Raw genomic sequence first — 14,435 nt, forward strand, 5'->3', positions numbered from 1 at the left:
GCTTACAGGAAAATTACACTTTTGTAAGAAAAACGAATAAAGGTGTAATGATGAGAAAGTTTGACATATGTTCGTGGAATTCATTAAGTTAAAAGTAGAGGTGAGTGTATGGCCAATATTAAAGATATTGCAAAGATGGCGGGAGTTTCAGTTACAACTGTTTCGAGAGTGTTGAATGATCACCCATATGTAAGTGAAGAAAAAAGGAAAGCGGTTATGGAGATAGTTGAGAAGTTGAATTACTCACAAAACGCAAATGCTGTTCATTTATCAAAAGGGAAAACGAATATTGTTGGTGTAATTTTACCGTATATTAATCATCCATGTTTTGATGCGATGGTGGGCGGGATGATGGAGGTGGCGTTAGCTCATAATTACAGAGTGCTACTTTGCCAAACGAATTATAATAAAAAAGAAGAAATGAAAAGTTTACATATGTTAAAAACAAAACAATTGGATGGCCTTATTATTTGTTCTCGTGCGAATGATTGGGAAACGATAGAGCCGTATGCTTCCTATGGGACGATCGTTGCTTGTGAAGATAATGATATTTCAAATATCTCAAGTGTATATACGAATCATTCGGCAGCTTTTCAATTAGGAATGGATTATTTGATTAAGAAAAGTTATAAAAAAATTGGTTATTGTACGGGAAGGAAATTAGGTCCGAGTAGTCAAAAACGTTTTGATGTTTATAAACAGCAATTGCAATCTATAGATGAAGAATTGAATGAAGAATGGATTTTCACAGAATGTTTTACATTAGAAGATGGTGTGAAAGTGGCTCATAAATTAAAGGGGATGCAGCATCTTCCTGAAGCATTAATAGTAGCAGGAGATGAAGTTGCGATTGGGGTTATGACAGAAGCTGAAAAATTAGGTATTCAAGTTCCTGAGGATTTAGCGATTATTGGCTTTGATAATCAACCTATTTCGCAAGTGTTACAACTTACAACCATTGATCAAAATTTAAAGGAAATAGGTAAAAAGGCCTTTGAAATGTTTTACAGGCAAATACGTGATGAAAGTTCTAAACAAGAAAAGGTGGAAATTCCATATGAACTTGTGGAACGCTCTACCGTTTAGCTTCAATCCGTTATGTGTAAATCACATAACGGATTGTTTTTTTGAAATATCTTTGACAGGAAACGCGTTTCATACTTTATAAAGGAGTTACACCGGTCTGTAATAATCCATGGATTCTTTTCAAGAATAGTATTTGGAGGGATATGCATGAATGAACTTTTATTGAGTATGAAAAAGTATATAGAAGATGATGAAAAGATTTTGGCTTTTGTTGTAGGGATATTTGAGAAGGATAATTTTACGCTATCGTATCAACATGGGATTTTTGCTGCTACTACTAGACGTCTTCTCTTTTATGGAAAGTTTCCATACTATCCTGCAACATTTAAAGATTATTCATATTTGCATATAGATAGCATAGATTTTCGTCCGCAGTTCGAATGTACTTGTAATCATGAAACCATTCGAGCTAAGTATATTCAGAAGGGGAATGTGGAGCGATTTGTCCGTACAGTTAGAGCGAATATGAATAATTAATCACCCCTTTGTTTAAACATAATATCCCGATCTTTAAGAGTAAAAATGCGCAATAAAAACAACTTCTAAACCTCTAGGAGATAGTGATACAATGTCAAATGGGGGGAGGTATGAACTATGGTTAATCAACGTATAAAGGAAATAACACTAATTACAATTGGTTCATTATTATTCGCAATTGGTATTAATTACTTTGCAATTCCAAACCGTTTATCAGAGGGTGGAATTATTGGTGTAACGGTTGTTACGTACTATTTATTTGATTGGTCGCCGGGAATTGTGAACTTTGCTATAAATGCAATCTTACTAGCTATTGGTTATAAATTTTTTGATAAAAAAACGATGGTTTATACAATTTTAGGGATTGTAGAAACATCCTTGTTTTTATATGTTACGGAACATATTGAGTATCATGTAAATAGTGATACGTTATTAGCGGCTCTATTCGCTGGCTTATTTGTCGGTGTCGGATTAGGCTGTATGTTCAAAGCTGGAGGTACATCAGGAGGATCGGCAATTTTAGCTCAGTTAGCAAATCAATATTTAGGGTGGAGCGTTGGTAAAGGCGTACTTATTATTGATATTGTTGTAATTGCAGGTTCAGTATTTATCATAGGACAAGAAAAAGCAATGTACACACTTGTTGCAGTATTTATCGGAGCGAAAGTGATTGATTTCATTGTAGAAGGAATGGATACAAAAACAGCTGTTACAATCATCTCAAATCAACCAGATTTAATACGTGAAACTATTACGAAAAACATGACACGCGGTGTCACTGTATTAGAAGGACGCGGCGGATATACTGGTAAAAATAAAGAAGTGTTATATGTTGTTATAAATAAACAAGAGCTTGTTAAGTTAAAGCAGGTTATTAGTCGAGTAGATGAAGATGCTTTCGTTGTTATTCATGATGTACGTGATGTACTTGGCGGTGGCTTTAAAGCGAGCTAAAAGGTGAACGAGTAAATTCGTTCACCTTTTTTTAATTCTTACAAAAATGTAAGTGTAATGTAATGAGATTCAATAGTAGATTTTATTCCTTCTTTTTAAAATGGATGTATATATATCCTGCAGAGGAGGAAGATTGATTATGAAGAAAAAAATGATCACTACTATAATAGCGATGATAGTGATAGTAGTAATGTTACTGCCTACGAAACTTGGACCAGTTATCGATAAATATAATCCACTTTATAAGACGAAAGAATACTATACGGTCGTGAATACAATTGGTCAGCATATTGGTGATGAGTGGTATGAATATGAATTTATTGCGTTTGACGAACGTGGAAGAGAACAAAAAATAAAGAAGACTGTTAAGCATATGTTAAAGAGAGATGAAGCGTTAAAGGTGTATGCAAAAGGACGCTATGGCGAGGCAATTGAAGAAATTGAAGCTGTAAATATTCCTATTAATGCGAAGAGTAAACTTTTAGCGATGAGATAGCGAATTATACCCCCACCTATTTTTTGTCGAAAATAAAAATACTAGGTAGGGGTATTTTGAAATGTGTAAGAAAGCCTTAGTCCATATGGACTAAGGCTTTCTTTATTATATAAAGGGGAAGGGGGTACATTGTAGTAGCATGAGTGAAAGGTATAAGAAGAGTAGCTACTAGCAATATAATTTGGTTATGTGAGTGTTCTTCTTATTTGGCTTGCTTTCTAACTTTATTGTACGAGATGTAGGTAAGAGAAACTATCGAATTACATTACACATAGCTTACAAACATGTAAGTCTTCTGTAATGTAATTCGATGGTTAAAAGATAGTGAATTTCATATAGTGTAATTAGAAAGTCTCACTGTATTACTTTCTGTTTGTAATATTAATGAAGAATGAAAAACCAACTACTTTTTAATAGCCCTCATCTGTATTTAGATGAGGCTCTTTTTATAAACCTTACAACATTGTAAGGTTTACGTAAGTTAATTCGATAGTAAATTTGTCATATTTTTTGCATAATAGATACAAATAGATAAAATAATTAGGGATGTAGTAAGAAGGGAGAAAACTGGGATGCGTAAAGAAGAAGTAGTGAAGTTTCCAATTAAAGATTTCTGTAGCTACTTTACTGTTGCCGTAGTATGTATTGGATTATTTGATATCATAACAAACTTAATTGTTAAATAATATAGATGATAAAACAAGAAGGGAGATCCTTTCTTGTTTTTTTTATGGGGGAATAAAGATGAAATGGATTGATAGTCATATACATGTTGACCAATATAAGGATGAAGAAAAAAGTAGATTACTTAAAGATGTGGAACATAGTAAAGAGATACAGGGGCTTATCGCGGTATCTATGAATTATCAATCATGTAAAGAAACTTTATCTTTAGCAAAGCGATATCCTTTTGTACATCCAGCAATAGGTTTTCATCCGGAGCAACCGATTCATAAAGAAGAATGTGAGCAAATTTATAAATTAATTGAAGAGCATGTAGAAGACATAGTTGCGATTGGTGAAGTAGGCTTACCGTATTATTTAAGAAAAGAAGATGAGCGCATTACTGTCAATTCATATATATCAGTGTTGCAACGGTTTGTTGAACTAGCTAGTAAATATGATTTACCAATTATATTGCATGCAGTGTATGAAGATGCTGATATTGTATGTGATTTACTGGAGAAATATAAAGTTTCACGTGTACACTTTCATTGGTTTAAAGGAAGTGAAACAACAATGAAACGGATGATGAGGAACGGTTATTATATTTCTATCACACCAGATGTTTTATATAAGGAGAAGATTAGAAAAGTTGTTTCGTATTATCCACTTGAATATATGATGGTAGAAACAGATGGGCCGTGGGAATTTCACGAGGACGTTATGATGCATCCGAGAATGATTCGAGAGGTATTAAAGGAAATTAGTGTTATAAAAAATATATCTGTTGATAAGGTTGCGAAAACGATATATGAAAATACGATTCAATTTTACCCCGCATTAACGAGCAGTAAGACTCCCACCTCAAAATTCGACTAATGCGGAGGAGTTAGGTGGGAAATCAACTGCCCGTAAAAACCCGATTGGTGAGGGCTGATAATCAGTGGGGGATGGACAAAACCCCCGCTGATTAAAGTTTCATTTTATTTGAAAGGATAGGAGAGTTACTCTTATCCTTTTTATTATGGATATTTTTTCTAATATTTTCTATAATTTATGATGTGTTTAATTTGATGAAGAAAGTAGGGGAAGAAAATGGGGAGAGCGTATAAAAAAATGGCTATTACAATGATGGTCGGTGCACTTTCACTTGTAGTGTTTGGGTGTGAGGCAGAAAAAAAGGTTATAAACCCAAACACAACACAGGAAAAGAAGGAAGAACAAATTGATCCAGTAGTTGAAAAACAGATGAAAGAAAATGAGGAAAATGGGAATACGGTTGGAAACAGTTCTAATAAAGGGAAGATGGCAGAGAGTGATGGATGGGTTTACTATGCAGTAAATGGTAATAAAAATACAGGAGGCATTTATCGTACGAAAGATCAATTTCAGACTTCGGAACGTGTAGTGGAAGGTGTAAATGCTTCTTACATAAATATAAAAAACAAAGCTTTATATTTTATTCATACGGATGAAGATAAGAATGCGGGATTATCTTCTTTAATGAAGTATGATATAGCTAACAAAAAGCTAGACACTTTAAAAGCGGATACAAATTATGTTTATATAAAAGACCAAACTTTATTTTATCCGAAAAAATATTCTGAGCATGGTGGTTTTGATATTGTAGGGATAGTAAAAATGGATTTGAAAACGGGGCAGGAAGAAGAAGCGGCATTTAAAAACTCAGGTTGGTCTCAAACGATAGACGATAGTATTTTACATTGGAATAAAAATCGTGGAACACAAGTGACAAAAGATAATAAAACTTGGTCAAAAGAAAATTATGCAACAATATCTAGTGCTACTTATAATAATGAAAAATTATATGCTGTTGTCGACTTTTCGTTACCTTTTGAAACAAATGAAGCTGAGCATGGCATATATGAAATAGACATTCAACAAAATAATGAAAAGCTATTAGTAAAGGATGCCTTGCAGATGAATGTGAAAGGGGATACCTTTTATTATTTAAAAAAGGATGGAGTATATAAGAAGAAAATGAATGGCGGAAATGAAAAAGTAATTTATAATAAAGCGGTTGAACCAACTAAATCCTATTTATATTTTGTAGCAGGAGATATGTATCTTTATACGGATAATGGAACTATTTTAAATCTAGATACAAAGAAATCAAATGAAGTAAAAGATAAGAAGCTAGTAGATGAGGTTATGTTACAGAAAGTATGGAATGCACAGAAGGAACTTACTAATATTCAAATGGCTGCACTAACAGGAAACCCAAAACGAGTAGGGGATTTTTCGTACGGGGAATTAGTGAATCCTGCTTATAATACGAAGGACACTTTAGAGGCCACGCTATCTACGTACTTCTCAAAACCATTTATAGCAGAGTATATGAAGAGTAAGTACCTTAAAGAATTAAATGGGAAAATGCACTATGTTATTGGAGATCCAGGATCAAAAGCAGCAACTAAATTCACAAAAATTATTTCTGCCGAGCTAAAGGTTGGAAAAATAAAAGCGCAGGTAGAAACGTATAATGACTATGATAATGTAACAGAAAAAGTAGAAGTTGAATTTATTTATGAAAATAATCAATGGGTTATTAATAATATGCCGCGTTTTGGTTTAAGTTAAAAAAACCACCAAGCAAGATGCTTGGTGGTTTTATTTTAGGATTCTAATTTTTTCGCACGTCTTAATAACAATAGAAAGACAATGATGAAGAAACCAAGTATAAGGAAGAATCCATATTGTTTTACATAGTCCATTACGTCGCTTGCACTTGTTGGTTTTTCAACGTGAATGCCGTCTTTATTAGTAGTAATATGAATATCTTGCATTTTTACTTCATTTGTTTCTTTTTGTAAATCAATCCATTCTATATTTGGAATGCTTTCTAGATCCTTTAATACTTCTTTTAATGGTTTCACACCTAAGTAAGGATGATAGAATGCACCAATAACTCCATCGGATAATTTAGCAACAGATACAGTACGTTCTTTCATCTTTGCAATAGCTTGTGGCTTATCTTCTTCAATAAAGCCAACTGTTTCAGGCATTAATTTCATCCCGTGTAAAAATGATGGGGTACTTGTATAGAATGGTGAGTGCATGGATTTCCAAGTTGTATCACTTAACTGTAGTTGTCCTACATAAGTTGAAAAGTACCTTGATAATATTTCATATCCTTTTTGAGACATCGTGTAATGAGGTGCTTCAAATGCGACAGGATATAGTTTGGCATCTACAAGTTCTTGAATACCTTTTTCAATATGATCAGTCGTATACTTTTCTTCAAACTCTTCCCCTTTTTTTACATATGCATTATATGCTTCGACATTAGGGAAGTCATCTTTTGTTTTTGGTTTTTCATGCTTCGGTTGACGAATTGGTTGATCTGTTTTTACGTCCCAAAATTCAAAACCTTCCCCAGTTTCACTATCATAAAATTGATGCGTATAACCATGCATAATAATTGCTGCACCATCATCTTGCATAGAGCGTAAAAGATCGACTAGTTCGGGTTTATCTTTTAAATGCAGTGTTTTACCTGTCTCGGGATCTGTATATACAGGAATAACAGTGATCATGTAAGGAATCTTTTTCTCTTTTAGTAATTCAGCAATTTCTTTTAATTGATTTATATCTGCGGCCGGATGAACGTCCTCAAGACGCAAATAAGCCTCTACTTTATTTGTCGTTGGCTTTTGTCCAAAGTAAGAAAATAACATTTCACCAACGTAATGAGACATCCAGTCAAAGAGGTGTGGCGTTGCCACGTAATAAGATGTTTCATGCTGAACGATTAGTGGGTTCTTGCTATTTGAACTTACAGCGTTAGCAAGAACAGTTCCATTTGTATCAAAAGATTGAATCAATCGTTCCTCTTCTAAAGTGTTTTTAAGCTTATGGCTTGGATATTCGATTTTATTAACTCGTATATCATCAGCCTTTAGGGTAATGAAAGAAAAGCGATTAGATAATTGTTCAACATTTTGTCCTAAAACTAATACTGGGCCTGAGAAATTTTCTAGAAGTTGCTTTGTTTCAATAGGAAACTCTTCTTTTTGTTCACCGATATAAACAATATGTGTATAAGAAGATGAATTAGTAATTTCATTAGCCTTTTTTAAACTTTTCGTAGTTATATCGTTTGTAAAATGTCCTAATTGAGTATTAAGGATTTGAATGTTATTTGTAATTTTATCGTCTTTTGTACTGTATAAAACAAGTACTTTTGGTTTTGATGATGTTTGTGCAGAGGTGTGGATAGGGATAAGTAGTAAAATGCTGAACAAGAGTATTATGCACTTTTTCATTTGGTCTGCTCCTATTCTATATGTAGAGTTCAGTTTACAATTATATACAAGAAATACGTTGTAGTCTATGAAAGTTACATTTTTGCACGTATTTACCAGCTGTTTTTTCACAAAATCGGTCTAAAGCATGATGATAATATATATAGTTATTTGCTATGATAAAAGGGTAAGAGAATGATAGAATGTGGGTAATTGTAAAGGGAAGAAGGCTGAAAGGGGACAAATTTCAGCGGAGAAAGAGGTAGTGGTAGTGAAGAAATTCTTTGTAGGATTTTTAGTTGTTCTTGGGGTGTACTTATATTTCCAAGGAAAGTCTGAAGGAATGGGCAAGTTAGTGAATGAGACAAGCTATGTTGACTCAGAAGAAGCAAAACAGGTGAAACAAATTATTATAGAGGAAGCAAAGAAAGTCAATCTTCCAGAATGGATACCTCTTACAATTGCCGAACATGAAAGTCGGTTAAATCCAAGAAGTGTTGGAGATAACGGAACTTCATTCGGATTGTTTCAATTGCACCGTGGCGGTGGGCTTGCACCAGATCATTTAACTGATGAAGAGTTGAAAGATCCGCGCGCAAATGCGCAAATTGCAATGCCGCATTTAATGAAAGGATATAAGCGCGGGGTGCAAAAAGGTTTGACGGATTTTGCATTACTAAAATATGTAGCAAATACATCTGGATGGCCAGGTAATCTGGGTCCAGAGTGGACGGATAATAACATGAAGTATAACATCGGATTAGAAGATGTGTACTATCGAAATAAAGGTGTAATCAAAGAGTAGGTTTTCTATACCTACTCTGTTTTTTTATGAATAATTGCATCTTTTTCGCTCGTGAAGTACGCCGCTAGTTGTATTTTTACCTCTTCTAGTTTTGTAGAAACTTGCGGTATTTTATATCCTACATATAACGGTGAAACGACGAACCTAGGAACAACTTTACAAATGATTTTTCCGTTTAAGTAATAGAAGAATAAGTTATAACTACTACATCCTTTATGGAAATCTTTCAGTATGTAACGTACAGTTTGCTGAATATAATTTGCCAGTTCATCTATGTATCCAATATCTGCAATAATGATATTAAATTCAGTAAAACCGATAATAGGACGATCTGAAATATTGAGTTCAATGCGTTCGTTTTTTTGTACAATGACTCCTCGGAAGTTGTCCGGTTCTACGTTACCGAGATAGTCTACATATTTCATTCCGATAATCTGCATGTGTGCATGATGCAAACTCCCGCCTGAGAATGGACCGTGATTTTTGTATAAAATCACAGATGTGAATTCTTCATTCTTCTGTAAGTTTAACCAATGTTGAATGGAGAAACGAATTAGCGATCTCATATGTTCTTCTGTATATGTCGCAATATGGTCTTCACAATTATCTGTTTCGATTAGCACCGTTTGAAATGTATCTTTTAATGTAGGAAATTTGTTTTTTAACCAAATAATTGAGCCCTCAGTTGCTAAAATATCCGTTAAGTTTTCTCTGTCACAAAAAGGACATGCAGCGCTTCTATTCCGAATGCTTTCTGGTTTTTGTTTGCCAATATCGTTTAAAAAGTATAGTTGTTGTGTATCCATTTGTATATATGCCCCTTTAAAATATGTGTAAAAATCCCGCTTAATACATTCGGGAAAAGGAGAAGGAAATCCTTTAAAAGGAATAGGAAAAATAAAAGACAAGATATCCTCATTACAACAGGGTACCTTGTCTTTTATTTTTTCTTTAATAATGTGTATGGATAATATAAAGCATTTTTATTATGTTTCTTTTTTCTATTTTTTATTGTGTATAAGGCAATTGCTGTACTTGCGATTACAATAATGGCTTTCTTCATATTCATTTACCCCTTTTTTATTGTTGGTTTAATTCTTGGCTAACTGCTTTTGCATCAACTAGAGCATGTAAAATCATTTTTACCATGTTCATCATATTCCTTCACTCCTTTTTATAGTTCATTTAGTTCTTTTACAACTGCTTGTCCGTTCACTAATACCTCAAAGATTGCTTTTACGATTTCTTTCATCATGATCGTTTCCTCCTTTTGTTTGGCTCTCTTGTTTACATCTTTATTGTATAGGGAGGCATCTTTTCGTACTATCGCTTTCCATTACGTGAACATAACAGTTTTGTAAGATTTGATGTCACTTATTGAAATGTTTAGTCTATCTTCATTATTTTCAGAAAAATGACTATTCAAACATGAAATGGGAAAGTATAATAAAGAAGTAAGTATTAAATTCCGTACGAAAGAGGTGAATGAGATGAAACGTTCTTTAGCTGCACGTGCCAAATTTTTAGATTATATCTATTTTTGTCGTGCGATTTTTCATGATGTAGTTGTTAACGGGGTACGTCTGTCCTTTTTTAACAATTGCATAGTAGCTATTGAACGATAGATATCTCTTCACCCATTTTTAATAAACGTGTGAAAAGGGAGCTATTTGGCTTCCTTTTTCTATGTCGAAAACCATGGGGAATGTTTCTTTCCCATGGTTTTTTATATTGAAAGGAGTACGGAAAATGACAATTTGTAGTGTGAATAATGTAACGAAATCTTTTGGTGGAAACATCATATTTGAAAATATATCGCTTGAAATAAAGAATGGTGAACGTGTTGGATTAGTTGGTCGTAACGGTAGTGGGAAGACAACAATCTTTCAGCTTCTAACTGGAATGGAAAGTTTGGATGCAGGAGCCATTCATATGAAGAAAGGTACACGTATTGGTCATGTGGCACAAATTCCGAAATTTGATGAGGGTATGACTGTATATGATGTATTGAGTTCCGCTTTTAAAACAGAAAAGGAATTAGAAAGAGAAATGCGTGCTTTAGAAAAAAATATGGCGGAAGAACGGGAACCATCTGCTTTACAAAAATTAATGGAGAGATACGGAGTAATCCAAGAAAAGTTTGCGTTTCTTGGTGGTTATGAAATAGAAGCGAACTTGATGAAGGTAGCAAATGGTCTACAGGTGACAGAACTATTTCCACGATCATTTTTGGAGTTAAGTGGTGGGGAACAAACAAAGGTAAGTCTTGCATACATGTTATTGCAGAAACCAGATTTACTTCTATTAGATGAACCAACCAATCATTTAGATTTATTCGCAGTAGAATGGCTAGAGCAATTTTTAAAAGAATACAATGGAACGGTTATGGTCATTTCACATGATCGCTATTTTCTTGATGAAGTTGTAACGAAGATTTTTGATTTAGAAGATGGAGAGATTCACGTGTATCATACGAACTATTCTCAGTTTGTTGAGGAAAAGGAAGAACGGTTGCTTCAGGAGTTTCAGGCTTATCAAGAACAGCAAAAGAAAATAAAGAAAATGAAAGAAGCAATTAAGCGACTACGTGAATGGGCAAATCAGGCGAATCCTCCGAATGAAGGATTGCATAAGAGAGCGAGAAGTATGGAACGTGCACTGGAACGTATAGAGAAACTAAAGAAACCTATTTTAGAACGAAAACAAATGGGACTTCAGTTTGAAGGGCAAGAGAGAAGTGGGAAAGATGTTGTTGTAATGAAAGAAGTGAGTAAAGGGTTTGCTGACCACCCTTTATTTAACGAAGCGAATTTACATGTTCGTTTTCAAGAGCGTGCGGCGATCGTTGGTCGTAATGGTACAGGAAAGACAACGCTACTAAAGTTATTATTAGAAGAAATAGAGCCAGACGTTGGAGAAATTCGGATTGGTAGTAGTGTGAAAATCGGTTATTTATCACAACATGCGTACGGAAATATGAAGAGTAATGTATTAGAGGCTTTCAGGGAATATGTAGCTGTAACAGAGGGAGAAGCGAGACATATATTAGCTAAGTTTTTATTTTATGGTCCAGCGGTGTTTAAGAAAGTAACGCAACTGAGCGGTGGAGAAAAAATGAGGTTAAGACTTGCGCAACTTATGTATCAAGATATCAATTTTTTAATTTTAGATGAGCCGACAAACCATCTCGACATTGAATCAAGGGAAGTTTTAGAGGAAGCTCTTGAGCAATATAATGGAACGATTTTAGCTGTTTCACATGATCGTTATTTTTTAAATAAGTTATTTGAAAAGACGTATTGGATTGATGAGCATAAATTATTTGAGTTTGCAGGGAACTACGCATGGGCTCGTCAAAAGTGGGAAGAAAAGCTCGAGAAACAAGTAATAAAGCAGCAACGCCAAGGAAGAAAAAGTATGGAAACAGCTCCTGTAAAAAAGAAAGAAGTTAGGAATGTTGAGGATATTGAAACGGAGTTAATGCATGTAGAAGAGGATATATATATGCTTGAGTGTAAGATGGAACATGTAGTTGATGTTGAAATGCTTGAACAATTGTATGAAGAAAAAACGAAGAAAGAGTTGTTACGAGCGGAGTTATATAATGAGTTAGAGAATATTGTGGAGTAAAGAAAATAGAATGAAAGGGCAAGTTGTTTTCTCATATTTTGAGGGAGGGCTTGCTCTTTTTTGTATAAGGAAAGAGAAGAAATGGTATAATTTTCTTGTTATTATTATAAAGAGACGAACTTTAGGTTATTAAAACGTGAGGAGAATTTTATGTTAGGATATGCGCGGATTGCTACAATCGTCATGATTTGTTTCGTTTATGCAAACCATGTTTCACGTGAAACAGCACATTTACAATTTTTTGTCGGCGCTGCACTTTTGATTTATATTGTGAATCATATTTTGCTTGTAAAAGTAAGTGGGAATAAAAAACTTGTTTTTTATACACTATTAGCGAATGGAATTGTCACAGCGTTATTGGGTTTTTTATTTCCCGAGACGTGTTTATATTTAATTATATTTGGAATTGATGCAGTAGGGCTATTTATTCATGAATTTCGTAGAAGCATGAAGTACTTTTTTATTACTTTTTTCTTTCTTTGTTGGCTTATAAATATATTACATGCGTATCAACATACAGGTAGTTTAGAATTGGAGAGTAATTCCATTAATTTCATGTTCATCGTTTTTAGTGCTTTAGCTGGAAGTTTAATAAAAAAACTTACAGCTGCTCGGAAAATGGTAGATGAGCAATATGAGGAATTAGCATTATCTCATACAGCTCTAAAAGAAGCGCATGAACAATTACGGTTATATGCTAAAGAGGTGGAAGAATTGACTGCTGTTCGGGAGCGGAATGATATTGCCCGAGAAATTCATGATACAGTTGGTCATAATATGACTGCCTTACTTGTTCAATTACAACTGGCAGAGGCTTTGTGGAAACAAAAATCGGACACTACGGAAGAGGTTTTACATACATGTCATGGGCTAGCTAGAAAATCACTTCAAGAGGTGAGAGCTTCTGTACATGCCTTAAAAGAAGAAGGTAAACTAGGGAACATAATAGAGAATATGCGTGAAATGTTACATGGATATTCTAAAGCGACGAAAGTACAAGTATCTTTTCAATTACAAGGGGATCCGGTTTTGATTCCGTTGTCACTACAACCCACACTGCTCCGGGTTATGCAAGAGTCTTTAACGAATGCAAAGCGGCATGGGAAAGCGAGTTTATGTGAAGTGAGTTTAACTTGTTCGACGAGACAAGTTAAACTATGCATTTTGGATAATGGCGTGGGAGTTAACGAGGTAAGCCCAGGTTTTGGTTTACTTAATATGAAAGAACGTGTAGAGGAACATGGGGGAGCTATTCAATTTGAAAGTGAGATAGAAAAAGGCTTTCAGTTACAGATTGAATTTCCACTTCAGGAGAAAAAGTGGATAATAGGGGGAGCGGTATGATTCGTATTATGATTGTTGATGATCAATCACTCATTCGTGATGGTTTAGCGATGTTGTTAAATTTACGTCCAGAACTTGAAGTAGTGGGAACGGCTACGGATGGAGACGAAGTGATACAAAAAGTGAAAGAGCTACATCCTGAAATTATTTTGATGGATATTCGGATGCCTCGTATGAATGGTGTTGAAGGAACACGTTTAGTTAGAGAACAGTTCCCTCATATAAAGGTTCTTATGTTGACGACTTTTAGTGATAGTGAGCTTATTTTTGAAGCATTGGAGCAAGGAGCAAGTGGTTATTTATTGAAGGACATGGAGACAGATGCAATCGCTCAAGCAATTTTAACGGTGCATAGTGGAGGGGCTGTGCTTCCTCAGGATATAACAGCGCAAATCATAAAAGAATTAAAAAAGACAAAAGTAGCAGTAGAGTGCACCATACCAGAACAATTAGCGCAATTAACTGAGCGGGAAGTAGATGTTTTAAGAGAAATTGGACTTGGTTTAAATAATAAAGAGATTGCGGAAAAGCTATTTATTACAGAAGGAACTGTTAAGAATCATGTTTCTAATTTAATTAGTAAGTTAGAACTGAGAGATCGAACGCAAGCAGCCATATACGCAGTAAGGTATGGCATCACGATGTACACATGACTTTTGGCATATATAATTGTGAAAAAGCAGCAAAATTTGCTGCTTTTTTATTTTGTATTTCT

At 34.4% G+C, this 14,435-nt stretch carries 14 protein-coding genes; 11 read left to right on the forward strand and 3 right to left on the reverse strand.

Going from position 1 to position 14,435, the window contains the following annotated elements:
• Window positions 1-108: 108 nt before the first annotated feature.
• The 6 genes from FS802_RS28665 (at window position 109) to FS802_RS28690 (ending at window position 6,277) form a co-directional block, all read left to right on the forward strand.
• A complete protein-coding gene (locus FS802_RS28665) occupies window positions 109-1,086 on the forward strand; it encodes a LacI family DNA-binding transcriptional regulator (RefSeq protein ID WP_070169279.1) in 978 nt (325 codons plus the stop codon).
• Between the two features lie 147 nt (window positions 1,087-1,233).
• Entirely contained in the window at window positions 1,234-1,563 is a 330-nt protein-coding gene (locus FS802_RS28670; RefSeq protein ID WP_098720803.1) for a PH domain-containing protein, read from the forward strand.
• A 117-nt stretch (window positions 1,564-1,680) separates the two neighbouring features.
• Complete coding sequence (locus FS802_RS28675) at window positions 1,681-2,517, forward strand: YitT family protein (protein WP_000248056.1); 837 nt, start codon at window positions 1,681-1,683, stop codon at window positions 2,515-2,517.
• Between the two features lie 139 nt (window positions 2,518-2,656).
• On the forward strand, window positions 2,657-3,013 hold the full coding sequence (locus FS802_RS28680) for a YxeA family protein (protein ID WP_000728427.1): 357 nt from the start codon (window positions 2,657-2,659) through the stop codon (window positions 3,011-3,013).
• A 744-nt stretch (window positions 3,014-3,757) separates the two neighbouring features.
• Window positions 3,758-4,555 carry a TatD family hydrolase gene (locus FS802_RS28685; protein WP_098708608.1) on the forward strand — a complete coding sequence of 266 codons (798 nt, stop codon included), beginning with the start codon at window positions 3,758-3,760 and terminating at the stop codon, window positions 4,553-4,555.
• A 216-nt stretch (window positions 4,556-4,771) separates the two neighbouring features.
• Complete coding sequence (locus FS802_RS28690; protein ID WP_000532160.1) at window positions 4,772-6,277, forward strand: DL-endopeptidase inhibitor IseA family protein; 1,506 nt, start codon at window positions 4,772-4,774, stop codon at window positions 6,275-6,277.
• A 35-nt stretch (window positions 6,278-6,312) separates the two neighbouring features.
• Here the strand turns inward: FS802_RS28690 and FS802_RS28695 are convergent, their stop codons facing one another.
• Entirely contained in the window at window positions 6,313-7,962 is a 1,650-nt protein-coding gene (locus FS802_RS28695) for a DUF2334 domain-containing protein (protein WP_088106810.1), read from the reverse strand.
• Window positions 7,963-8,212: 250 nt separating this feature from the next.
• Between FS802_RS28695 and FS802_RS28700 the strand changes: the two genes are divergently transcribed.
• On the forward strand, window positions 8,213-8,746 hold the full coding sequence (locus FS802_RS28700; protein ID WP_033657844.1) for a transglycosylase SLT domain-containing protein: 534 nt from the start codon (window positions 8,213-8,215) through the stop codon (window positions 8,744-8,746).
• 11 nt (window positions 8,747-8,757) lie between these two features.
• Here the strand turns inward: FS802_RS28700 and FS802_RS28705 are convergent, their stop codons facing one another.
• Complete coding sequence (locus FS802_RS28705; protein WP_000381052.1) at window positions 8,758-9,552, reverse strand: DUF4931 domain-containing protein; 795 nt, start codon at window positions 9,550-9,552, stop codon at window positions 8,758-8,760.
• A 134-nt stretch (window positions 9,553-9,686) separates the two neighbouring features.
• Window positions 9,687-9,815 (reverse strand): hypothetical protein, encoded by a 129-nt coding sequence (locus tag FS802_RS28710; RefSeq protein ID WP_002096919.1) that lies wholly within the window; start codon window positions 9,813-9,815, stop codon window positions 9,687-9,689.
• Between the two features lie 421 nt (window positions 9,816-10,236).
• On the opposite strand from FS802_RS28710, the gene FS802_RS31275 reads away from it, so the two are divergent.
• The 4 genes from FS802_RS31275 (at window position 10,237) to FS802_RS28725 (ending at window position 14,373) form a co-directional block, all read left to right on the forward strand.
• Entirely contained in the window at window positions 10,237-10,371 is a 135-nt protein-coding gene (locus FS802_RS31275; RefSeq protein ID WP_282914464.1) for an RAxF-45 family protein, read from the forward strand.
• 124 nt (window positions 10,372-10,495) lie between these two features.
• The gene (gene abc-f, locus FS802_RS28715) at window positions 10,496-12,376 is read left to right on the forward strand and encodes a ribosomal protection-like ABC-F family protein (RefSeq protein ID WP_088106812.1); all 1,881 of its coding nucleotides are present in this window, start codon (window positions 10,496-10,498) and stop codon (window positions 12,374-12,376) included.
• A 150-nt stretch (window positions 12,377-12,526) separates the two neighbouring features.
• Entirely contained in the window at window positions 12,527-13,720 is a 1,194-nt protein-coding gene (locus FS802_RS28720; protein WP_000902009.1) for a sensor histidine kinase, read from the forward strand.
• Window positions 13,717-14,373, forward strand: a complete 657-nt coding sequence (locus FS802_RS28725; protein ID WP_000619340.1) for a response regulator — start codon at window positions 13,717-13,719, stop codon at window positions 14,371-14,373. The genes FS802_RS28720 and FS802_RS28725 overlap by 4 nt, the downstream gene beginning before the upstream one ends.
• Window positions 14,374-14,435: the final 62 nt, after the last annotated feature.

Origin of the sequence: Bacillus sp. DE0042, from assembly GCF_007680225.1 — a bacterium.
Classification (GTDB): domain Bacteria; phylum Bacillota; class Bacilli; order Bacillales; family Bacillaceae_G; genus Bacillus_A; species Bacillus_A wiedmannii.